Below are 20,264 nucleotides of genomic sequence, written 5' to 3' on the forward strand. Positions count from 1 at the left end.
CGCCCGCAACGAGAGGCAAAGGGAGGCCCGCATGACCGACACCCGTCGCAACCCGTACGAACTCGACCTAGACCAGAACGCGGCCAACACGGTGCCGCTGACGCCGCTGTCGTTCCTGCGGCGCACCGCCGCCGTCTACCCGCAGCGCACCGCCATCATCCACGGCCCCGTGCGCCGGACCTGGGCGGAGACGTACGAGCGCTGCGTGCGGCTGGCCTCGGCGCTGAACAAGCGCGGCATCGGGCTGGGCGACACGGTCGCGGTCATGGCGCCGAACACGCCGGAAGCCTTCGAAGCGCATTTCGGCGTGCCGATGGTCGGCGCGGTCCTCAACGCGCTGAACATCCGCCTGGACGCCGAAGCGCTGGCCTTCATCCTGGAGCATGGCGAGGCCAAGGTCCTGCTGACCGACCGGGAGTTTTCGCCGGTCATCGCCAAGGCGCTGCAAACGCTCCCGGCGGAGCGCCGCCCCATCGTCATCGACATCGATGATCCACAAGCGAAGGGCGGCGAGCTGATCGGTGAGCAGACCTACGAGCAGTTCCTGGAGACGGGTGACCCGTCTTTCGACTGGCCGATGCCGGCGAACGAGTGGCAGGCCATCGCGCTGAACTACACCTCCGGCACCACGGGCAACCCGAAGGGCGTCGTGTACCACCACCGTGGCGCCTACCTGAACGCCATGGGCAACGTGGTCACCTGGGCCATGCCGCACCATCCCATCTATCTGTGGACTCTGCCGATGTTCCACTGCAACGGCTGGTGCTTCCCCTGGACGGTCACGGCGATGGCGGGCACCAACGTGTGCCTGCGCGCCATCACGGCGAAGGGCATCTACGACTCGCTGGCCGACCATGGCGTCACGCACATGTGCGGCGCCCCCATCATCATGGGCCTGATCGTCAACGCGCCCGACGACCAGAAGCGCGACCTTCCGCGCGGCATCAAGATGATGACCGCCGGCGCCGCCCCGCCCGCCGCCGTGATCGAGAAGATCGAGCGCCTGGGCTTCGAGGTCGCCCACGTCTACGGCCTGACCGAGGTCTACGGTCCCGTCACCATCTGCGCCTGGCATGAGCAGTGGGACGCCCTGCCGCTGGAGGAGCGCGCGACGCTGAAGGCCCGCCAGGGCGTCAACTACGCCACGTTGGAAGGCGTCATGGTGGCTGATCCCAACACGCTGCAGCCGGTGCGCAAGGACGGCCAGACGATGGGCGAGATCTTCATGCGCGGCAACACCGTCATGAAGGGCTACCTGAAGAACCCGCGCGCCACGCAGGAGGCCTTCTCCGGCGGCTGGTTCCACACCGGCGATCTCGGCGTCTGGCACCCGGACGGCTACATCGAGCTGAAGGACCGCTCGAAGGACATCATCATCTCCGGCGGCGAGAACATCTCGACCATCGAGGTCGAATCCGTCCTCTACAAGCACCCGCAGATCCTTGAGGCCGCCGTGGTCGCCCGCCCCGACGAGAAATGGGGCGAGACGCCCTGCGCCTTCGTCACGCTGAAGGACGGCGCCAACCTGACGGAGGCGGAGGTGATCGCCTATTGCCGCCAGCACCTCGCCCACTTCAAGTGCCCGAGGACGGTGGTCTTCACGCAGTTGCCGAAGACCTCCACCGGCAAGATCCAGAAGTTCGTGCTGCGCGAACAGGCCCGCGCCCTGAACGAGCAGCAGGCATGACCGCTGTAAATGGGGGCTTCGGCCCCCTGTTCCCCGGCGAAATGGACGCGGTCGCCCTGCTGGCCCGGCAGGGCTTCGGGCTGCCGCGCGAGCATTTCGACCGCGCCATCGCCGTCTTCGGGCCGGAGGTGATGCGCGCCTTCCGGGCGAACGGGCGCACCGTCGGCAGCGCGGCCGTCTGGGGCATGAACCAGTGGTTCGGCGGGCGGCCGGTGCCGGCCCAAGGCGTGGCAGTGGTCTCCGTCGATCCGGCGGAGCGCGGGCGGGGCCACGGCACGGCGCTGATCCGCAACGTGCTGGACGAGGCGCGCGCGGGCGGCGCGGCGCTGTCGGTGCTCTATCCGGCGACGTTGCCGCTCTACGCCAAGGCCGGCTATGGAAAGGCCGGCGTGTGGCTGAACTGGAGCGCGCCTCCGTCAGCGCTGGCGGTCCCCGTGCCCGGCGACGGCTTCATCACGCGCATCGATGCGTCGGACGCGGCTCCGCTGGCCGCCCTGCGGCGCACCGTGCTGGAGACCGCCAACGGCCTGCCGGAGCGGAACGAGGGGCTGTGGACCTTCGCGCTGAATCCCGACGGGGAGCCGACCGACGTCTACCTGCTGAACGGTCCGGCGGGACCGGAGGGCTACATCGCGGTCACCGCGCCCAAGGAACGGCGCATCACCGTGGCCGACCATTGCCTGCTGAGCCGCCGGGCGGCGCGACTCGCCCTGTCCTTCCTGGCCGGCTACCGGGCGCAGGTGGACCGGGTGGACTGGCGCGGCGGGCCGGACGATCCGCTGGCCCTATTGTCCGTGGAAACCGGCGTGCAAATCGATGCGCGGGAGGAATGGCTGCTGCGCGTCGTGAACATCGAAGCGGCGCTGACCCATCGCGGCTATCCGGCGGGGGTGAACGCGGAACTGACGCTGGACGTCACCGACCCGCTGTTCCCGGCCAACGCAGGGGCCTTCACCCTGACCGTTGCGGGCGGGCGCGGCATGGTTTCGCGGACGAAATCCCCAGGGTCCTTGCGGCTTTCGCTGAATGTCTCGACCTTGTCCACCCTCTACGGCGGGCACAAGGGGGCGGCTCTGCTGCGGCAGGTCGGTCTGCTGGAAGGGAATGACGAGGCCGTCGCCACCGCATCCCGCGTCTTCGCGGGGCCGAGCCCCTGGATGCCCGATCGCTTCTGACCCCCCGATCGCCAGGGTCCGCGTTCCGCTCGGGTGCGATAATCTGGTCATACCAAACGGGTTATTAACGGTTTATACTCTAATAAAAAATACGGCTATTCGCCTGACCAGCGGGGGGAGCCCGATTTCCATGACGATCGGTACGCGGATCGCACTCGGTTTTGCAACTGTCCTTCTGTTGACGGTGGCCGTGGCCTTCGTGGGCTGGAACAGCTTGCGCACCTACGCCGAGCGCGTCGATCTGGCGGCGCACACGGCCGAACTGGACGCGCGGCTGAAGACCGTGCGCATCGAGGAGGCGCGCTTCGTCACCGAACGCGACGCGCAGGCCGCCTCCAACGTTCCCGGCATGCTGGACGCGCTGCGCGCCGAGGCGCAGGACTCCAAGTCCGCGCTGGACGACGCCGGCAGCGTACGCCTTGTCGACGACATCCTGGCGGGCATCGACGGCTACCGCGCCGCCTTTGCCAACTTCGTCGCCCAGGACAAGGAAGCGCGCGCCCGCACCCAGAGCATGGAAACCCGCGCCAACGCGCTGAAGGACATCGCCACGAAGATCGGCGCGCAGCAGTCGGAGCGTTACGACCAGAATATGGTCAGCTTCAAGGACGCGGAAACCGCTGTCCGGCAGAGCCGCGACACCGCCGACCGCGCCGACCGCCTGATCGAGATGGTTCTGGAAGCCCGCCGCCTGCAGTCCGAATTCGTCCGCACCCGCGCCCAAGCCACGGTCGAGGCCACCTCCACCACCATCGCGGATTTGCTGACCACGGCCGAGGCCGTCGAAAAGGATCTCGCCGGCACCAACGACGAGGACCTGTCCAAGCAGATCGTCGCCTCCGCCCGCATCTACCGCACCGCGTTCGAGCAGGCCCGCGCCAGCGAGGCCGACGAGATCCCGCCCGCCCGAATCCAGATCCTCGACCGTCAGGCCCAGCAGATCCTGAAGCTCGCCCATGAGTTGCAGGAAAATCAGGTGGCTGTGTCCGCCGCCCTGCAGGAGGCCGCCAACTTCGCCCAGAGCGAGGTGAACGAGGCCATCCTGCTGCGCGGCATCGCCATGCGGCTGGTCCAGAGCGCGCAGGGCGCCATGCTGGGCCAGCGTGACTTCCTGCTGACCGGCGGCGCCGAGTCCCGGACCGCCGTGACCTCGGCGGTGAAGGAGACGCTGGACCTCGCCCGTCAGGCCGGCGCCGTGCTGGTGGACGCGGAGGGCCGCGCGCTCGTCGCGGCGGCCACCGAAGCGGCACAGGCCTTCGACCAGGAATTCGCGTCCCTCGTCACCACCACAGACAACCAGCGCGCAGCCTCCAAGGCCATGGCCACGGCGGCCGGGTCGGTCAGCGACCAGGTGGCGCAGCTGGTCTCCATCCAGCGCGACGACCGCGAGGATGGCCGGGCGCGCGCGGGCATGTTCATCGCCATCGGCGCCGCCGTGGCGCTGGCGCTGGGCGCCGTGGCGGCGTGGATCATCGACCGCGCGATCACCCACCCGCTGCACGCGATGACCGGCGCCATGGGCCGTCTGGCCGAGGGCGACCTGACCGTGGACATCCCCGGCGGCGACCGGAAGGACGAGCTGCGCGCCATCGCCGATGCGCTCAGCGTCTTCAAGGAAAACGCGCTGGAAATGCAGCGCATGGAGATGGAGCGGGAGGAGATGCGCCGGCAGATCGACGCCGACCGGCGCCGCACCATGAATGAGTTCGCCAACGGCTTCGAGCAGGCGGTGTCCGGCGTCGTCCAGTCGCTGACCGAATCCGCCAGCACGCTGGGCCGCGACGCGCAGGAGATGTCCTCCGACGCCGCCCTGACCACCGCGAAGTCGAGCGCCGTCGCCTCGGCATCCGAACAGGCGTCGAGCAACGTACAGACCGTCGCGGCGGCGGCGGAGGAGCTGTCCTCTTCCATCGCCGAGATCTCACGCCAGCTGAACGCCAGCTCGTCCGCCGCCGTGGGCGCCGCCGAGAAGGCCAACGAGACCAATGCCATCGTCGAAGGGCTGGCCGAGGCCGCCCAGCGCATCGGTCAGGTGGTGGACCTGATCGGCGAGATCGCCGAGCAGACCAATCTGCTGGCGCTGAACGCCACCATCGAGGCCGCCCGCGCCGGGGAGGCCGGCAAGGGCTTCGCCGTGGTGGCGACGGAGGTCAAGAACCTCGCCGGCCAGACCGCCAAGGCGACCGAGGAGATCTCGAACCAAGTGGCCGAGATGCAGGCCGCCACCGGTGGCGCGGTGAACGCGATCCGCACCATTTCCGAGGCGGTGACCACCATCAGCGGCACGGTGACCGACATCGCCCAGGCGATGGAACAGCAGGGCCTTGCCACCCGCGAGATCGCCGAAAACGTCCACAAGGCCGCCGAAGGCACGCAGGAGGTCATGCAGAACATCGCCGAGGTGACCTCGGCCGCCTGCAAGACCGGCGGTGCCGCCGACGCTGTGCTGGAAGCCAGCCGCACACTGGCCAAGCAGGCGGAGCATCTGCGCGGCGAGGTGCACGGCTTCCTGAACAAGGTGCGGTCGGCTTAGAGGTCGTACCCCCACCCTTCCCTCCTCCGCTTCGCAAGGGAGGGAGCTTAAATCCCCTCCCCTGCGAAGCGGGGGAGGGTTAGGGTGGGGGCAAGAGTCGCCCGTCCCGGTTGCTTTCCCACCGGCCATCTGTTAAGCCGCGCGCCGTGCCCCTCGGACGCGAGCCCTTATGTCCCTTCCCCTGTCGCGCCTCGACTCCTCCACGGCCCCACCCGACGTGATCCTGGCGGCCTTGGCCGGTTCGGCGGCGCTGCTGCTCGGGCCGCTGGTCGCCATCGCGCCGCGCGGGCTGCCGGTCTGGGCCATCCTCTTCACGGTCATTTCCATCGCCGGGCTGGCGCGGCGCAACGCGCTGGGGCGGATGCAGCGGGCCTTGCCCGGCACCGCCGTGGTGCTGCTCTTCCTGATTCTCGCCACCGTTTCCGTGCTGTGGAGCCCGTCGCCGCGCGCCGGGGTGACGGTGCTGGAGATCGCCTACATCGGGCTGGGCGCGCTGGCGGGCGGAGCCTGGGTGTCGTCGCTGCCCGCCGTCGAGGCGCGGCGGCTGGCCGGGCTGTTCCTGGCGGGCGTTTTCGCGGGCGTGGCCGTCTTCGCGGTCGAAGCCGCGACCGATTTCCCCCTGCACCGCTGGTGGAACACGGTGCCGGCCGACTTCCCCGTATCCGAGAGCAACGTGCCCAAGCGCACCGCCGTGCTGCTGAGCCTGCTGGTCTGGCCGGCGGCGATGGCGCTGGGCCGCGCCGGGCGGCGGGCCTTCGCGCTGTTGGTGCCCATTGGCTATGCGGCCGTGTGCCTGCTGCTGACCAGCCGGTCGGCCATGCTGGGCATCGCCATCGGCGTCGTCACCTTCGCCGTCGCGGCGTGGTCGCCCCGGCTGGTGCGCGGCGCGCTGGGGACGGCGCTGGCGGTGGCCTTCGTCGGCGTGATCCCGTTGGTCCTGACGCTCGACCGCGTGCTGGACCTGGACGCGGCGGAATGGCTGTTCCGCTCCGCCCAGCACCGCGTGGAGATCTGGGGCATGGCCGCCGACCGGGCGCTGACCACTCCGCTGTTCGGGCAGGGCATCGACGCCTCGCGCGCCCTGGCGCCCAATGGGGAGGTGTCGCGCTTCGGCGCCATCACCGACAGCTTGCTGCCGCTCCACCCGCACAACGCCTTCCTTCAGGTCTGGCTGGAGTTGGGCGCGTTCGGCGCGCTGCTGACTCTCGCGGCGTCGCTGCTGCTGCTGGCCGGAACGGCGCGGATGGAGCGGGAGGACCAGCCCTTCGCCTTGGCCCTGTTCGCGGCGGGTCTCGCCATGGTCAGCACCGCCTACGGCATCTGGCAGGCGTGGTGGATGGCGGGAATCCTGGCGTCCGGCCTGATGCTGCGGCTGGCCGCCCGCGCGCCGTCGGAGGGCCGATGACGGAAAAGCGTCGGATACTGGTCATCAAGCTGGGGGCCTTCGGCGACTTCTTCCTGGCGCAGACCGCCTTTACGGCCATCCGCCGGCACCACGCGGACGACCATCTGGCCCTGCTGACCCTTCCGTCGCTGGCCCCGATCGCCCGCATGAGCGGCCTGTTCGACGAGGTTCTGGAGGATCCGCGCGAACGCTCGCTCGGCGCTTATCGGACGGTGCGCCGGATGCTGCGCGCCGGGCGGTTCGACCGCGTCTACGACCTGCAAAGCCAGTCGCGGACAGAACGGTATTTCTGGCTGCTCGCTCCCGGCCCCTGGCCGGAATGGTCGGGCACGGCGCGCGGCGCGTCCCACCCCGACCGCTATCCGGGACGGCGCAAGGTGCCGGTGCTGGAGCGCTACGCCCGGCAGTTGGCGCCCTTCGGCATCACGCTGGACCCGACGCCGGACCTGTCCTGGCTGGACGCCGACACCAGCCGTTTCGGCATCGCGGCGCCCTACGCGCTGCTGATCCCCGGCTCCTCCCCCGGACGGCCGGACAAGCGCTGGCCGGTCGAGCGCTACGCCGAGCTTGCGACCCATCTGGTCGCGCGCGGCGTGACCCCGGTGGTGCTGGGCACCTCCATTGAGGCCGACCTCGCCAAGGCCATCACCGCCGCATGCCCGCAGGCCGTCGATCTGACCAACCGGACCAAGGTGCCGGACATTGCCGGTTTGGCCCGGCGGGCCTGGGCGGCGGTGGGCAACGACACCGGCCCGACGCATCTGGTCGCCGCCGTCGGCTGTCCCACGGTGGCGGTTTTCTCCGACGCGTCCGTCCCGATTCACGTCAGCGGTCCGCGCATCGCCGTGCATCATCGGCCGGACTTCACGGCGATGGACGTGCCCGGCGTGCTTGCCGCCATGGACGCGGTTTCCGCCAGAGGGTAGAGTGCGCCGCCTTTTCGCGACGCTGGTACGGATTTGAGCACGCACGACGTCAGCATCGACCCGACGGTTTCGAACGATCTGCCTGCCCCCAAGGCGGGCGGGCGCCTGCTGCTGCTCGCCAAGCTGGCGGTGACGCTGGCGGTGTTGGGCCTGCTCGCCTCCCGCGCCGACTGGTCGGGGGTGTGGGACCGCATCGTCGGGGCCGACCCGGCGTGGCTGGCCGTCGGCTTCGCCGCCAAGCTCCTCGCCGTGCTCTGCGCGGGCGAGCGCTGGCGCGACGCCGTGTGGGCCGCCGGCACGCGGCTGCCCCGCGCGCTCGCCATGAAGCTGATGTTCGCCGGGCTGTTCTTCGGGCAGGTGCTGCCGGGCGCTCTGGGCGGCGACGTGGTGCGCGGCTGGCTGACCTATCGGGGCGGCTGCCCGTCCTCCTCCGTCGTGCTCGCCCTGGTGCTGGACCGGCTGCTGGCGCTGGTCGGCTGCGTCGGCCTGCTGTTCCTGGGCCTGCCGCATCTGGTCGCCACCGCCCCGCCCGCCATCGCCTGGGCTGGCCCCGTCGCGGCCGTTCTGCTGGCCGCCGGCCTGATCGCCGGCCTTCAGGCCGACCGCATCCCCCTGCCCGCCCCGCTGCGCCGCCCGCCGGTTGCCGCCGTGCAGGCGCAGGTGGCAAAGCTGCGCGGCGCGCTGTGGAGCCGGCCGGCGCTCGCCGGGCTGCTGCACAGCGCGGCGGTGCATCTGTGCACGGTCCTCGCCGTGGTCGCCTACGCCCGCGCGTTGGGCCTGAATGTCGGTGTGCTGGACGCGCTGGCCGTCGTGCCGATGACCATCTTCGCCGCGGCCCTTCCCATTTCCCTGAACGGCTGGGGGGTGCGCGAAGGCGCCTTCGTGGCCGGTTTCGCGTTGTATGGTCTGGGCTCGGCGGAAGCCCTGATCCTGTCGGTGATGATCGGCCTGTCGGTCACGCTGGCCTCGCTTCCGGGAGGGCTGCTGTGGCTGAGCCTTTCCGGCCGCCGCACCGTTATACCCGCATCTTCCGGAACGTCTTCATGACCGTCATGACGCTCGACACCAGCTCCCCGCATCAGCAGCAGGACAAGGCCGAGAGCCGCCCCCTCAGCCTGCGCCAGAAGGCCGTGCGCGCCCTGTTCGAGAAGCTGGCGCCGGAGGCCGACCGCTGGGCCGAGCGCAACGCCTATTTCCACGAGGCCGACCGCGCCTACCTGCGCTTCCTGGTGCCGGACGGTGCCAGCGTGCTGGAGATCGGCTGCGGGCTGGGCGACACGCTGGCCTTCCTGAAGCCGTCGCGCGGCGTGGGCATCGACCTCGCCCCCGGCATGATCCACCGGGCCAAGGAGCGCCATCCCTATCTGGAGTTCCACGCCGGCAACGCCGAGGATCCGACCGATCTGGCGCGGATCGAGGGCACCTTCGACGTCATCCTGCTGTCGGACACCATCGGATTCCTGGACGACTGCGAGGCGACGCTGCGCCTGCTGCACCGGTTCGCCACGCCGCAAACGCGCATCATCATCAGCTATCACAGCCGCGCCTGGGAACCGATCCTGGGCTGGGCCGAGAAGGTCGGGCTGAAGGTGCCCCAGGGCCAGCACAACTGGCTGAGCACCGACGACACCATGAACCTGCTGGATCTGGCGGGCTGGGAGCCGGTGCGGCGCGAGTGGCGGCAGCTGATCCCGCGCCGGGCCTTCGGGCTGGGGCCGCTGGTCAACCAGTGGATCGCGCCGCTGCCCGGCATCCGCCGGCTGTGCGTGCGCAACTACGTCGTGGCGCGGCCTGCCGCCGAGGCGCCGGAGCGCCTGCCCTCCTGCACCGTGCTGGTCCCCTGCCGCAACGAGCGCGGCAACATTGAGCACGCCGTCCGCCGCCTGCCCCGCTTCTGCCCGGACCTGGAGGTGATCTACGTCGAGGGCCACAGCCGCGACGGCACCTACGAGGAATGCCTGCGCGTGCAGGAGACCTACAAGGACTGGGACATCAAGGTCCTGCAACAGGACGGCAAAGGCAAGGGCGACGCGGTGCGCAAGGGCTTCAACGCCGCGCGCGGCGAGATCCTGATGATCCTCGACGCCGACCTGACCGTGCCGCCGGAAACGCTGCCGAAATTTTACCAAGCCATCGCGTCGGGCAAAGGCGAGTTCATCAACGGCACGCGGCTGGTCTATCCGATGGCCGATCAGGCCATGCGCTTCCTGAACTGGGTCGCCAACCGGGCCTTCGCGCGGATCTTCTCCTTTCTGCTGAACACGCGCTTCACCGACACGCTGTGCGGCACGAAGGTTCTGTGGAAGCGCGATTACGACAAGATCGTCGCCAACCGCCATTACTTCGGCGATTTCGACCCGTTCGGCGACTTCGACCTGATTTTCGGCGCGTCCAAGTTGAACCTGAAGATCGTCGAGGTGCCGATCCGCTACGCCGACCGCACCTACGGCGAAACGCAGATCAGCCGCTTCAGCCACGGCTGGCTGCTGCTGCGCATGGTGATGTTCGCGTGGCGGAAGCTGAAGGCGTTCTGAGCGGGCGCGCTGGACTCTTGCGCGCAACAGGGTCTACACGGATTTCACGGATTGAAAGCACGGATTACACAAATTTTTCTTTGATCGTGCCGGCGCCGCAGCCCTTCCAAGAAGATGCGGCGTCGCCAAGCTCAAAAAAAATCCGTGTAATCCGTGCTTTCAATCCGTGAAATCCGTGAAGAATTTGTAGCCCGACGCACGGCCTCGACCAACGCGCCGCAACTCATCCCTTCTTCACCGCCTCAACCCGCCCGCCGGTCATGCTGACCAACTGCGCGGGGGTGAGTTGAAAGACGGCGTTGGGCGTGCCGGCGGCGGCCCAGATGGTCTCGAAGGTCAATAGGTCGGCGTCGATCAGCACCAGCGGCGGCACCACGTGGCCCAGCGGGGGCACGCCGCCGATGGCGAAACCGGTGTTTTCGCGCACGAAGTCGGGATCGGCGCGTTCGATCTTCTCGCCGATCAGGCGGCCAGCGGCCTTTTCGTCCACGCGGTTGACGCCGCTCGCCACCACCAGAACCGGGCGGCCGCTCTCCTTCGCACGGAAGATCAGCGACTTGCCGATTTGCGCCACGGTGCAGCCGATGGCGTTGGCGGCGTCCTCCGACGTGCGGGTGCTGCCATCATGCTCCACCACCCGGTGGCCGAGGCCGATGGAATCGAGGATGTCCTGAACGCGACGGGCGGAGGGGCTGAGGTCGGTCACGGCGGGTCCTTCTTCTTGCCCCTTTCCCGCTCCCCGGCGTGATAGGGGAAATTTTTCGCTACTGGGCCAGTTCCCGCGACCGCTTGGTCGCAGCGGCGATGGCCGTGTCGAGGAGCGGTTGCAGCCCGTCCCCGGCCATCAGAACCTCCAGCGCGGCCTGGGTGGTGCCGCCGGGGCTGGTCACCGCCTTGCGCAGGTCGGCGGCCGGCGCGGTGGACTGACGCAGCAGCTCCCCAGCGCCCGACACGGTGGCGCGGGCCAGACGCATGGCGAGGTCGGCAGGCAGGCCGCTCGCCTCGCCGGCCTTGGCCAGCGCCTCGACCAGCAGGAACACGTAGGCCGGGCCGCTGCCCGACACGGCGGTGACGGGGTCGATCAGCGACTCGTCGTCAACCCAGGCGACCTCGCCCACCGCGCCCAGCAGCGCGTCGCAGAGCGTCTTTTGGGCGGCCGTCACGGCGGTGTTGGGGACGGCGACGGTCATGCCGCGCCCGATGGCGGCCGGGGTGTTGGGCATGGAGCGCACGACGGCGGCCTTGTCACCCAGAAGGCGCTCGAAATAGCCGATGGTCTTGCCGGCGGCGATCGACAGGAAGACGGTGCCGGGCCGGACAAGGCCCTTGTAGGTTGGCACGACCGCATCCATCACCTGCGGCTTCACGGCCAGCACGACCACGTCCGGTGCGAAGCCGGCCGGCAGGTCGTCCGCGCCGGCGGCGGCGGACACCGCCGGGTTGCCCTTCACGCTGTCCGGCAGCACGCCTGAGGGTTCCACCACCACGACGCGGGAGGCGGTGCCGGCGGCCAGCCAGCCGTCCAGCATCGCGCCGCCCATCTTGCCGCAACCGACCAGAAGCAGCGTGCACCCCTGAGCCATTGTCTTTACGCCTCGCCCATGGTGTCGAGAATGGCGGCGGACACGGCGTCCGGCGCCGACTTGCCGCCCCAGATCACGAACTGGAAGGCGGGGTAGAAGCGCTCGCACTCCGACAGAGCGATCTCGACGAGGTCTTCCAGTTGCTCCACCGTCGCGCCGCGCGAACCGCGCAGCAGCATGGTCTGGCGGAACATCGGGGTGTTTTCCTCGGCGCAGACGTCGAAGTGGCCGAGCCACATGCGCGCGTTCACCTCGGCCAGCAACTCGCTGACGGCGGAGCGGCGGGCCGCCTGCACCTTCATGTCGAACTGACAGGAAAACTGCATCGCGCTGACGTCGGACTGCCAGACGAAATAGAGCCGGTAGTCGCACCACCGGCCCCCGATCTCGACGATCAACTCGTCATCGCTGGCCCGCTCGAAGGGCCATTCGTTGGCGGTGACGATCTCCTCGACGATGTCCAGGGGATTGTGGGCGTTCTTGGGGGTGTCGACGGCAACAGCCGACATGACGGCGTCCTCCTGTGAAGGCGCGGTGAACGGCACCGGCCCCAGTCGCCAGGGCGAGGCCCCGAGATGTTGTGTTTTGCAACCGTGGGGCTACCACCAAATGCACCGTGCCAAAAGGGAATGGCCGGCGCAACTGATTTCGGCGGCGCGTCCGTGACGGTTTGGTGATCGGCTTTGGAGAAGCGGCTTTGGCGCGTGGTGGAAAGGCGCGGCTCAGATCGCCGCGCCGCCTTGCTCGCCGGTGTTGCCCTCGCCCGCCTTGCCCTCGCCGGTCTTGCCGGAGTCCTCACCGGCCTTTCCGGTTTGGCCCGGAGCGCGGCGGCGGGGAGCCGCCTCTTCATGCAGCAGGGTACGCTCGGCCAGCAGGGTCGCCACCGTCGCTTCCAGCGCGGTGACGCGGTCCGCCAGAGTTTCCTGTTCCTCGCGGGCCTTGGCGGCCATGGCGCGAACGGCCTCGTACTCCTCGCGGCTGACGACGTCCATCCGCGACAGAACGCGCTCGAACTGCTGGCGCATCTGCGCCTCGGCCTCTTCGCGCAAGGACGACAGCGCGCCGAGCGCGCCACCCGCAACACGGGCCAGATCGTCCAGAATCTTGTTGTCCACCTGCATCGACTCAAAATCCGGGTTTCGATGTCACATTATGGGCTTCGCCCCGCCCAACTTCAACGGCCTTGGGTGCGGCGCGTCACGATGGACGTTTCACTCACACTCTGTTAACGGCGCAGGCCCTCGATCAGTCCCTTCAGCAGCGTGTCGGGCTTCACCGCCCCGTCGCCGCTGGGGATCGGCAGGTCCTTGGGCACGGCCTTGTTCAACAGCGCATCGGCGGCGCGGCGCGCGAAATACTCCTGAATCTCCTGCATCTCGAAGCTGCGCGTCGGCTTGTCCAGCGGGCCGGTCAGGCGCATGGCGAGCGGCGGCAGCGCCGGCTCGGCCTTGATCGCCAGACGAACGCGCATGTCGATGGTCTGGGCCGGCAGGCTGACCTGACCGATGCCCGTCGCCTCACCCAGGTCGGAGGTCATGCGCATGTCGTGGGTGCGCACCACGCCCTGCTCCACCGCGAAGCTGCCGTCGAGACGGGCGAAGCGGGTCTCGCCGCCCTGAAGGCCGCCCATGACCGCGCCCAGCAGGTCCTGCGGCCTGTCGATTCGGGTCAGCCGGTCGCGCAACGCGCCGAGGTCGAAGCCCCGGACGACGCCGTCGCGCGCGGCCAGCCGCCCCTGCCCGTTCAGCCCCTTCAGCATGGCCTCGCGGGTGGCGCCGGTGGCGGTCAGAGCCGCTTCCAGATCCATCGTGCCGCCCGCGATGTCCAGGCTGCCGCCGCCGAAGGCCTGGGCGAGCTTCGCCTTCACCACGGTGATGGTGGCTTCCGCCGTCGGCGGTTGGTTGCCCGGCGCCGCGAGTCGCCCGGTGGCGCCGATCTGCCCCCCGAGCAGGCCGCCATCGAACTGTTCCAGCGTCAGCACGCCGTTCTGCACGGCAGCGCGCAGGGCCGGACGCTCGATGCGCGTTTCGCCGACCAGCAACGCCGCCGAGGTCAGCCCCAGCCGCCCTTCGAAGCGGCGCAGCCAGCCGAAGTCCATCTTGTCGGTGGAGGCCGGGGCAGCCTCAGACGCCGGCCCCACCGGAGCATCCCCCGATGGCCGGGACGCGGCGGCGGGGCCGGCGGCGAGCCGTTCGATGTCGAGGTCACCGGTCTGGATCTCCGCCTCCACGCGCGGCTTGGGGCCGCTCAGGTCGGTTGCGGCGCGGCCCTGCACGGAGGTTCCGGCGACGGTCCCCTGGATGTTGGCGAGCGTGAAGGCCTTCTTGTTGCCGGTCAGCTCTGTGTAGAGGTCGAGCGGGCCGTAGGCGCCGGCCGGACCGCCGTCGCCGAACAGGGCGGCCAGTTGGGCAAGCTCCGGGTGCTTGGTGCGCAGCTTCAGCTCGGCGCCGGGCTCCTTTTCCACATTCAGCAGGGTGCCGCCGGCCTCCAGAGTACCGCCTGCCGCCTCCAGGTTCAGTTCCACCGCCATGCGCTCGGCGTCGCCGGACAAGCGGCCCTGCGCCTTCACAGCCCCCAGCCGCTCCGGCGAGGGCGCGCCGGCCGGCCAGGAGATGGCGCGCGACAGGCCGGCAAGGCTGGCTGCCTCGGCGCTCAGCGTCAGGTGCGCGCCGCGCAGGGGGGAGAGCCCGGCGATCTGGCCGTCCACCCGCCCCTTCAGCCCGGCGAAGTCATCGACCTTCGCCTCCTTGATGGTCAGGGCGCCTCCGTTCGCCGTGGCGTCCACGCGCAGCCCCTGCACCGGCAGGCCGCGCACCGTCAGATGCCCGACGGTCAGGTCCAGGTTCGCGTCCACCCCGGCCAGAAAACGGGCCGGCGTCATCGGAGCGCGGCGCTTGCCGTTCCCCGTGGTGTTCCCAGTGGCGGCATTCCCGGTAGCGGCGTTCCCGGCGGCGGGCGCCGGAGCCTCCCCGGCCGGAGCGGCGTTCTCGGCCGGCTGCGGCAGATAGGCGTCTAGGTTCAGCCGGTCGAGGTCGAGCCGCGCGCCGAAGGCCGGTCGGCCACGATCCACATAGGCGATGGCGCCGGTCACGCGGCTGGTGTCCACCCTGAGATCCAGCCCGCCCAGTTCCAGCCGGTCGGGCCGCCCCTGCACCGTGGCGGCCAGCGAGGCGCGGCGCAGCCGGTCGGCCGGCACCGCGCGCACGTCCAGCTTCAGCCATTCCAGCAGAGCGCGGAGATTGTCGGCGTTCGCCTCCATCCGCAGGTCGAGGTTCGGCTGCCCGTTGGCCGCCGCCAGTTCACCCGCCGCGACGATGTCGGACCCGCCCGGCAGCAGCGCGCTGATTCGGTCGATGGCGAGCTTGCCGTCCGCGAGGCTGGCCTCCACCCGCCCCTGCCGGACCACGCCGCCGTTGTAGGTGATGCCGTCCAGCGCGAGGTCGAGCTTCGCTTCCAGCCCCGACGGCAGAGCGAACGTTGCCGGCTTGGGCGCTGGCTTGGACGCCGTCGCGCCAGTTCCGCCGCGCGGCGTGCCGGGCGTCGTCGCGCCGGATCCAGCCGGGGCGGCCGCACCGGCCCGGTCGAGCCACGCGTCGAGGTCCAGGCGGTTCAGCGCCAGCGTCACCTCCGCCCGCGCGGGCGTGCCGGTGCGCAGGCTGGCGTTGCCGGTGGCGCGCGTGTCGCCGAGCTGGCCTTCCAGATTGGTGAAGCTGGCGCCCGCCGCCGAGGCCTCCACCGCCGTGCGGACGCTGAAGGGCTGGGCCAGCGCCGGGTTGTTCGTTCCGGCGATCCGCAGCGGCTCCAGCGCGCGGGCAAGGTCGCTGCCCTCCGCGCGCAGATCGCCTTGGGCGCGCGTGTCTCCGTTCTGGGTACCGGCCGGGTGGCTCGTGACGATGCCGGCGAAGCGCAGGTTGGCGTCGGTGTCGGCCACCGACAGGGCGGCGCGCACCTGCACGGCCGCTCCCTCGACCAGCCGGCTGACGAAGGCCTCCCCGCGCAGGGGAACGCCGTGCAGACGGAAGGACCCCTGTCCCTGGAACGGGCCGGCGAAGCTGCCGGCGACGATGCGGGCGTCCAATTGCTCCAGCTTTTCCGACCGGCCGTTGCGGGCATCGCGGTAGAGGATGGTGCCGTTCTGCACCGTCACCTGATCGAAGCTGACCGAGGAGGCGATGCCGTCGCCCGAACGCGCCGCGCCGCCGGCCGGCGGGCGGTCGGCGCCCGACAGGTCCCAGTTGAAGCGCCCATCGGGCAGCACCTCGAACACGAAGGTCGGGTCGATCAGACGGATGCTCTGCACCTGGATGCGACCGCTCAGCAGTGGCCCCAGGGCGACGCGGACGTCCAGTTCCTTCAGCCGCGCCATGTCGGCTTCGGACGCGCCGGGCGCGTTGGCGAGCCGCGCGTCGCGCACCGTCAGCGCCGGGGACGGCAGCAGCGACAGGCCGATGTCGCCCTTCAGATCGACGGCGCGGCCGGTGGCGGCCGACACCCGCTCGGCGATTTCCACCTTGTAGGCGTTCCAGTCGATGAAGCTCGGCACGACCAGAATCGCGCCGACAAGGACGCCGAGCACCGCCAGACCCGCGATCAGGAACTTCTTCACCGGTTGCCCTGCCTTCCCCAAACCCTTTTTTGACCCGACTCTTTTCGACCGCGCCGTTTCGGCCCGGCAGCCGTTCCGCTAAGCTACGCCCCTGAGAAGAAACAAGCAATTTGGGCAATCCAAGGGCGGAGGACCGCGCATGGGCGATATCGTCAACCTGAACCGATTCCGGAAGATGCGCGAGCGCGAGGAACGCGAAAAAGTCGCGGAGGAGAACCGGGCGCGCTTCGGCCGCACCAAGACCGAAAAACTTCGCGAACGGCAGGAGCGTGATCGGCAGGTCCGCGATCTGGACAGCAAGAAGCTCGACGAACCGCCCAAATAGCAAGGCTACTCCATTCGGGGTAACTCTTATTTCATTTGTGACAATCGGCGATAAAAACAATCCGCTATCACGACAATCTAGCGGACGCCGCAATCCGCTGCTACATTTCCTCCCAAGAGAGGCCTTTCAGGGCAAAGGGGAGGACCGTCACCATGGCCGATATCTGGTCTCACCGCGGGGCAGCCCACTTTCACGATTCGCAGTTCCACAAGACGTCCAGTTTCCTGCCGGCGATCCGCACGGTGGCGCCGGACCGACCGTGGGTCTGGCTGGCCGCCGGTTGGCGCGACATGAGCGCCAGCCCGATGATCAGCTTCGCCTACGGCGCGCTGGCGGTGGTGTCGAGCTTCCTGCTGGTCGCCGGGCTCGCCATGCAGGATCTGCATTACCTGATCCTGCCGATGGCGGCGGGCTTCATGCTGCTGGGGCCGCTGTTCGCGGTCGGCCTGTATGAGGCGAGCCGCCTTCTGGAGCGCGGCGAGCGCCCGACGCTGGTCAAGGTCATCGGCGCCTATCGCCGCAACGGCATGCAGATCGCCGGAATCGGGCTGGCGCTGATGCTCGCCATGCTGGCCTGGATCCGGGTGGCATTCCTGGTCTTCGCGCTGTTCTTCTCGATGGAGCCGCCAGCCTTCGACCAGTTGATCGACCGCATCTTCTTCTCGGTCCAGACCATCCCGTTCCTGCTGACCGGCACGATCCTGGGCGGGGTGATCGCGACGGCGGTCTTCGCCATCAGCGTGGTGTCGATCCCGATGCTGCTGGACCGCGAGACCGACGTGTTCACCGCCATGGCGACCAGCGTCGCGGTGGTGCGCGAGAACTGGCGGCCGATGCTGGTCTGGGCCTTCCTGATCGCGCTGTTCACGGCGGCCGGCATGGTCACCGGCTTCCTGGGCCTCGCCCTGGCGCTGCCGCTGATCGGCCACGCCTCCTGGCACTGCTACCGCGATCTGGTCCAGCCGGAGCGGTGAGCGGACGCTTTCAAAAAGCCCTCCCCCGGGTTCGCCTCGGGGGAGGGCTTTTCCCTGTCAGGAGGGCTTCTTGAAGAAGGCTTCGGCGGCGTTCTTCTGGGCTTCCTTGGCGGCGATCGCGGCACGGGCGCGCTCGATTTCCGCCTCCAGGCCGGCGATGTAGTCCTTCAGCTCCGCCATCCCGAGGGCGGTCAGATCCTTCAGGGCCGGCTTGGCCTTGCGCGGCTCCAGATCGTCGGTGTCCATGGGCGTTTCCTCCGGCCATGCTTGTCAGCGGTCTTGCGGAATTCTACCTTCCGAAGCCGACGAACATAAGGGGGAGGATCACCATGGGCATCGCCCTGCCGGACAGCATGACCTGCGTCGAAATCGCCGCGCCCGGCGGGCCGGAGGTGCTGCGCCCCGTGCAGCGCACCGCCCCTATCCCCGGCCCCGGCGAGGTGCTGATCGCGGTCGAGGCGGCCGGCGTGAACCGCCCCGACCTGCTGCAACGCCAGGGCCGCTACGATCCGCCCCCCGGCGCTTCCGACCTGCCGGGGCTGGAGGTCGCCGGCCGCGTCGTCGCCCTTGGCGAGGGTGTGACGGAATGGGCCGCCGACGACGCGGTCTGCGCGCTGCTGGCCGGCGGCGGCTACGCCCAATACTGCGTGGCACCGGCGGCGCAGGTGCTCCCCGTGCCGAAGGGTTTCGGCATGGTGGAGGCCGCGGCGCTGCCCGAGACCTTCTTCACCGTCTGGACCAACGTGTTCGAGCGCGGCGCGCTGAAGTCCGGCGAGACGCTGCTGGTGCACGGCGGCTCCAGCGGCATCGGCACGACGGCGATCCAGCTCGCCAAGGCGTTCGGCGCGACCGTCTTCACCACCGCCGGCAACGCCGACAAGTGCCGGGCCTGCGAGGAACTCGGCGCCGACCGGGCCATCGACTACAAGACCGAGGACTTCGTCGGCGTCATCAAGGAGGCGACCGGCGGGCGCGGCGTCGATGTGGTGCTGGATATGGTCGGCGGCGATTACGTCGCCCGCGACATCGAGATCATGGCCCCCGACGGGCGTCACGTCTCCATCGCCTTCCTGCAAGGGCCGAAGGTGTCGCTGAATCTGTTCCCGGTGATGACCAAGCGCCTGACCCTGACCGGCTCGACGCTCCGCGCCCGCTCGGTGGAGGAGAAGGGCCGCATCGCCCGGGCGTTGCGCGAGAAAGTCTGGCCGCTGCTGGAGGCCGGGAAGGTCAAGCCGGTGATCCACCAGACCTTCCCGCTCGGCCAGGCCGCCGAGGCGCACCGCCTGATGGAAACGAGCACGCACATCGGCAAGATCGTGCTGAGGGTGGCCGCTTAGGGAGACTACGGCACCAGCCCGATGTCGCGCAGCACGGTCTCGACGCGCGCCCGGTCCACCTTCAGGAAGGCGGCGAAGTCGTCCGGCCCTTGGTAGAGGTCCATCCACTGCCGGTTCTTCAGCAGGGTTCCCCAGGCCGGGGACTTCGCCATCGCCTCCACCGCCTCGGCCAAGGCCTGCTTGGCCTCGGGTTTCAGGCCCGGCGGGGCGACGACGCCGCGCCAGTTGGTCAGTTCCATGTTCACCGCCTGCTCGCGCAGGGTCGGCACGTCGATGCCCGGAACGCGCTTGGGCGCGGAGATGGCCAGCGCGCGCAGCTTGCCGGCCTGCACCTGGGCCGCGAACTCCCCCCAGCCCGACACGCCGGCCGTCACGTGGTTGCCGAGCAGCGCCGCCATCGCCTCCCCCCCGCCGGAGAACGGAATGTAGTTCACCCGCCGAGGATCGACCCCGATCTCCTTGGCGAGCAGGCCGACCATGATGTGGTCGGTGCCGCCGGCCGACCCGCCGCCCCAGCTGACCGAGCCGGGATTGGCCTTGAATCGCTCCAGCAGCTCCTTCAGCGACCTGATCTCGGACTGGGCGGGAACGACGATGGCCTGATACTCGCCGGTCAGGCGGGCGATGGGCGTCACCTGGTCGAGCGTGACAGGCGACTTGTTGGTTTGGATCGCCCCGACCATGACGAGGCCGCCGACCATCAACGCCTTGGGGTTGGCCTTGAAGCCGGTGACGAACTGCGCCAGCCCTATGGTGCCGCCCGCCCCGGCGATGTTCTGCACCTGGATGTCGCGGGCGATGCCGGCGCCCTGCATCACCTCCTGCATGGCGCGGGCGGTCTGGTCCCAGCCGCCGCCGGGGGCTGCCGGCGCAATGATCTTCAGGTCGGTCATCTGCGCCCGGACCGGTGCCGGCGCCATCATGGCCGCCCCCACGGCGAACACCGCCACGGTCCATAAGAGCGCAAACGGATTCCGGCTGGCCTGCGGCATGAAAATCCCTCCCAATCCGTCTTTTTCGTTCTATTCTCGTTTGCGGCGAGCGGCGCGGGCTTGCTAAAGCTTCCCAACAAGGTTAGCAGAGGATGGGCGGCCGGCAACCCGGCCGCCTGTCCTAGCACGCTTACATCAACCGGTTTCGGCCCTATATGGAGGGCGAAGTCCGGTGTATTTATCCGGT

General features: G+C 69.5%; 17 protein-coding genes. 10 read left to right on the plus strand and 7 right to left on the minus strand.

Features of this window, described 5'->3' with window-relative positions; all coding sequences use genetic code 11:
- The first annotated feature begins 31 nt into the window (after positions 1-31).
- From J2852_RS06395 to J2852_RS06425, 7 genes are all read left to right on the plus strand, one after another.
- Entirely contained in the window at positions 32-1,687 is a 1,656-nt protein-coding gene (locus tag J2852_RS06395; RefSeq protein WP_209872660.1) for an acyl-CoA synthetase, read from the plus strand.
- The gene (locus J2852_RS06400) at positions 1,684-2,862 is read left to right on the plus strand and encodes a GNAT family N-acetyltransferase (RefSeq protein WP_246499333.1); all 1,179 of its coding nucleotides are present in this window, start codon (positions 1,684-1,686) and stop codon (positions 2,860-2,862) included. Before J2852_RS06395 ends, J2852_RS06400 begins: the two co-directional genes overlap by 4 nt.
- Before the next feature lie 130 nt (positions 2,863-2,992).
- A complete protein-coding gene (locus tag J2852_RS06405) occupies positions 2,993-5,395 on the plus strand; it encodes a methyl-accepting chemotaxis protein (protein ID WP_209872663.1) in 2,403 nt (800 codons plus the stop codon).
- A gap of 169 nt (positions 5,396-5,564) precedes the next feature.
- Positions 5,565-6,800: an O-antigen ligase family protein gene (locus J2852_RS06410; protein ID WP_209872665.1), complete on the plus strand. Its 1,236-nt coding sequence runs from the start codon at positions 5,565-5,567 to the stop codon at positions 6,798-6,800.
- Complete coding sequence (locus J2852_RS06415; RefSeq protein WP_209872669.1) at positions 6,797-7,726, plus strand: glycosyltransferase family 9 protein; 930 nt, start codon at positions 6,797-6,799, stop codon at positions 7,724-7,726. Before J2852_RS06410 ends, J2852_RS06415 begins: the two co-directional genes overlap by 4 nt.
- A 33-nt stretch (positions 7,727-7,759) precedes the next feature.
- The gene (locus J2852_RS06420) at positions 7,760-8,773 is read left to right on the plus strand and encodes a lysylphosphatidylglycerol synthase transmembrane domain-containing protein (protein ID WP_246499334.1); all 1,014 of its coding nucleotides are present in this window, start codon (positions 7,760-7,762) and stop codon (positions 8,771-8,773) included.
- Positions 8,713-10,260 carry a glycosyltransferase gene (locus J2852_RS06425; protein WP_343206687.1) on the plus strand — a complete coding sequence of 516 codons (1,548 nt, stop codon included), beginning with the start codon at positions 8,713-8,715 and terminating at the stop codon, positions 10,258-10,260. Before J2852_RS06420 ends, J2852_RS06425 begins: the two co-directional genes overlap by 61 nt.
- Before the next feature lie 223 nt (positions 10,261-10,483).
- Here the strand turns inward: J2852_RS06425 and J2852_RS06430 are convergent, their stop codons facing one another.
- The 5 genes from J2852_RS06430 to J2852_RS06450 all read right to left on the minus strand — a co-directional run bounded on the left by J2852_RS06430 (position 10,484) and on the right by J2852_RS06450 (position 16,449).
- Positions 10,484-10,966, minus strand: coding sequence for a YbaK/EbsC family protein (locus J2852_RS06430; RefSeq protein ID WP_209872671.1), 483 nt, complete (start codon positions 10,964-10,966; stop codon positions 10,484-10,486).
- 58 nt (positions 10,967-11,024) lie between these two features.
- Complete coding sequence (proC, locus tag J2852_RS06435; RefSeq protein ID WP_209872674.1) at positions 11,025-11,843, minus strand: pyrroline-5-carboxylate reductase; 819 nt, start codon at positions 11,841-11,843, stop codon at positions 11,025-11,027.
- A gap of 5 nt (positions 11,844-11,848) precedes the next feature.
- On the minus strand, positions 11,849-12,352 hold the full coding sequence (locus J2852_RS06440) for a type III secretion system chaperone family protein (RefSeq protein ID WP_209872677.1): 504 nt from the start codon (positions 12,350-12,352) through the stop codon (positions 11,849-11,851).
- Positions 12,353-12,565: 213 nt separating this feature from the next.
- The gene (locus J2852_RS31430) at positions 12,566-12,964 is read right to left on the minus strand and encodes an accessory factor UbiK family protein (RefSeq protein ID WP_246499335.1); all 399 of its coding nucleotides are present in this window, start codon (positions 12,962-12,964) and stop codon (positions 12,566-12,568) included.
- A 104-nt stretch (positions 12,965-13,068) separates the two neighbouring features.
- Positions 13,069-16,449, minus strand: a complete 3,381-nt coding sequence (locus J2852_RS06450) for an AsmA family protein (protein ID WP_209872680.1) — start codon at positions 16,447-16,449, stop codon at positions 13,069-13,071.
- Between the two features lie 139 nt (positions 16,450-16,588).
- Here J2852_RS06450 and J2852_RS06455 point away from each other — a divergent pair, with 139 nt between their 5' ends.
- The gene (locus J2852_RS06455; protein ID WP_209872683.1) at positions 16,589-16,774 is read left to right on the plus strand and encodes a DUF4169 family protein; all 186 of its coding nucleotides are present in this window, start codon (positions 16,589-16,591) and stop codon (positions 16,772-16,774) included.
- Between the two features lie 152 nt (positions 16,775-16,926).
- Positions 16,927-17,748: a DUF2189 domain-containing protein gene (locus tag J2852_RS06460; RefSeq protein ID WP_209872685.1), complete on the plus strand. Its 822-nt coding sequence runs from the start codon at positions 16,927-16,929 to the stop codon at positions 17,746-17,748.
- A 57-nt stretch (positions 17,749-17,805) separates the two neighbouring features.
- Here the strand turns inward: J2852_RS06460 and J2852_RS06465 are convergent, their stop codons facing one another.
- Positions 17,806-17,994, minus strand: a complete 189-nt coding sequence (locus J2852_RS06465; RefSeq protein WP_209872688.1) for a DUF1192 family protein — start codon at positions 17,992-17,994, stop codon at positions 17,806-17,808.
- A gap of 83 nt (positions 17,995-18,077) precedes the next feature.
- Here J2852_RS06465 and J2852_RS06470 point away from each other — a divergent pair, with 83 nt between their 5' ends.
- Positions 18,078-19,085 (plus strand): NAD(P)H-quinone oxidoreductase, encoded by a 1,008-nt coding sequence (locus J2852_RS06470; RefSeq protein WP_209872691.1) that lies wholly within the window; start codon positions 18,078-18,080, stop codon positions 19,083-19,085.
- Positions 19,086-19,090: 5 nt separating this feature from the next.
- Here J2852_RS06470 and J2852_RS06475 read toward each other — a convergent pair whose 3' ends face one another.
- Complete coding sequence (locus J2852_RS06475) at positions 19,091-20,077, minus strand: Bug family tripartite tricarboxylate transporter substrate binding protein (protein ID WP_209872694.1); 987 nt, start codon at positions 20,075-20,077, stop codon at positions 19,091-19,093.
- Positions 20,078-20,264 lie beyond the last annotated feature (187 nt).

It is taken from the genome of Azospirillum soli (assembly GCF_017876165.1).
GTDB lineage: Bacteria > Pseudomonadota > Alphaproteobacteria > Azospirillales > Azospirillaceae > Azospirillum > Azospirillum soli.

Coding starts and splice junctions, on each gene's coding strand:
- J2852_RS06395 (WP_209872660.1), top strand. CDS start 32: ATGACCGACACCCGTCGCAACCCGTACGAACTCGACCTAGACCAGAAC.
- J2852_RS06400 (WP_246499333.1), top strand. CDS start 1,684: ATGACCGCTGTAAATGGGGGCTTCGGCCCCCTGTTCCCCGGCGAAATG.
- J2852_RS06405 (WP_209872663.1), top strand. CDS start 2,993: ATGACGATCGGTACGCGGATCGCACTCGGTTTTGCAACTGTCCTTCTG.
- J2852_RS06410 (WP_209872665.1), top strand. CDS start 5,565: ATGTCCCTTCCCCTGTCGCGCCTCGACTCCTCCACGGCCCCACCCGAC.
- J2852_RS06415 (WP_209872669.1), top strand. CDS start 6,797: ATGACGGAAAAGCGTCGGATACTGGTCATCAAGCTGGGGGCCTTCGGC.
- proC (WP_209872674.1), bottom strand. CDS start 11,843: ATGGCTCAGGGGTGCACGCTGCTTCTGGTCGGTTGCGGCAAGATGGGC.
- J2852_RS06440 (WP_209872677.1), bottom strand. CDS start 12,352: ATGTCGGCTGTTGCCGTCGACACCCCCAAGAACGCCCACAATCCCCTG.
- J2852_RS31430 (WP_246499335.1), bottom strand. CDS start 12,964: ATGCAGGTGGACAACAAGATTCTGGACGATCTGGCCCGTGTTGCGGGT.
- J2852_RS06455 (WP_209872683.1), top strand. CDS start 16,589: ATGGGCGATATCGTCAACCTGAACCGATTCCGGAAGATGCGCGAGCGC.
- J2852_RS06460 (WP_209872685.1), top strand. CDS start 16,927: ATGGCCGATATCTGGTCTCACCGCGGGGCAGCCCACTTTCACGATTCG.
- J2852_RS06465 (WP_209872688.1), bottom strand. CDS start 17,994: ATGGACACCGACGATCTGGAGCCGCGCAAGGCCAAGCCGGCCCTGAAG.
- J2852_RS06470 (WP_209872691.1), top strand. CDS start 18,078: ATGGGCATCGCCCTGCCGGACAGCATGACCTGCGTCGAAATCGCCGCG.
- J2852_RS06475 (WP_209872694.1), bottom strand. CDS start 20,077: ATGCCGCAGGCCAGCCGGAATCCGTTTGCGCTCTTATGGACCGTGGCG.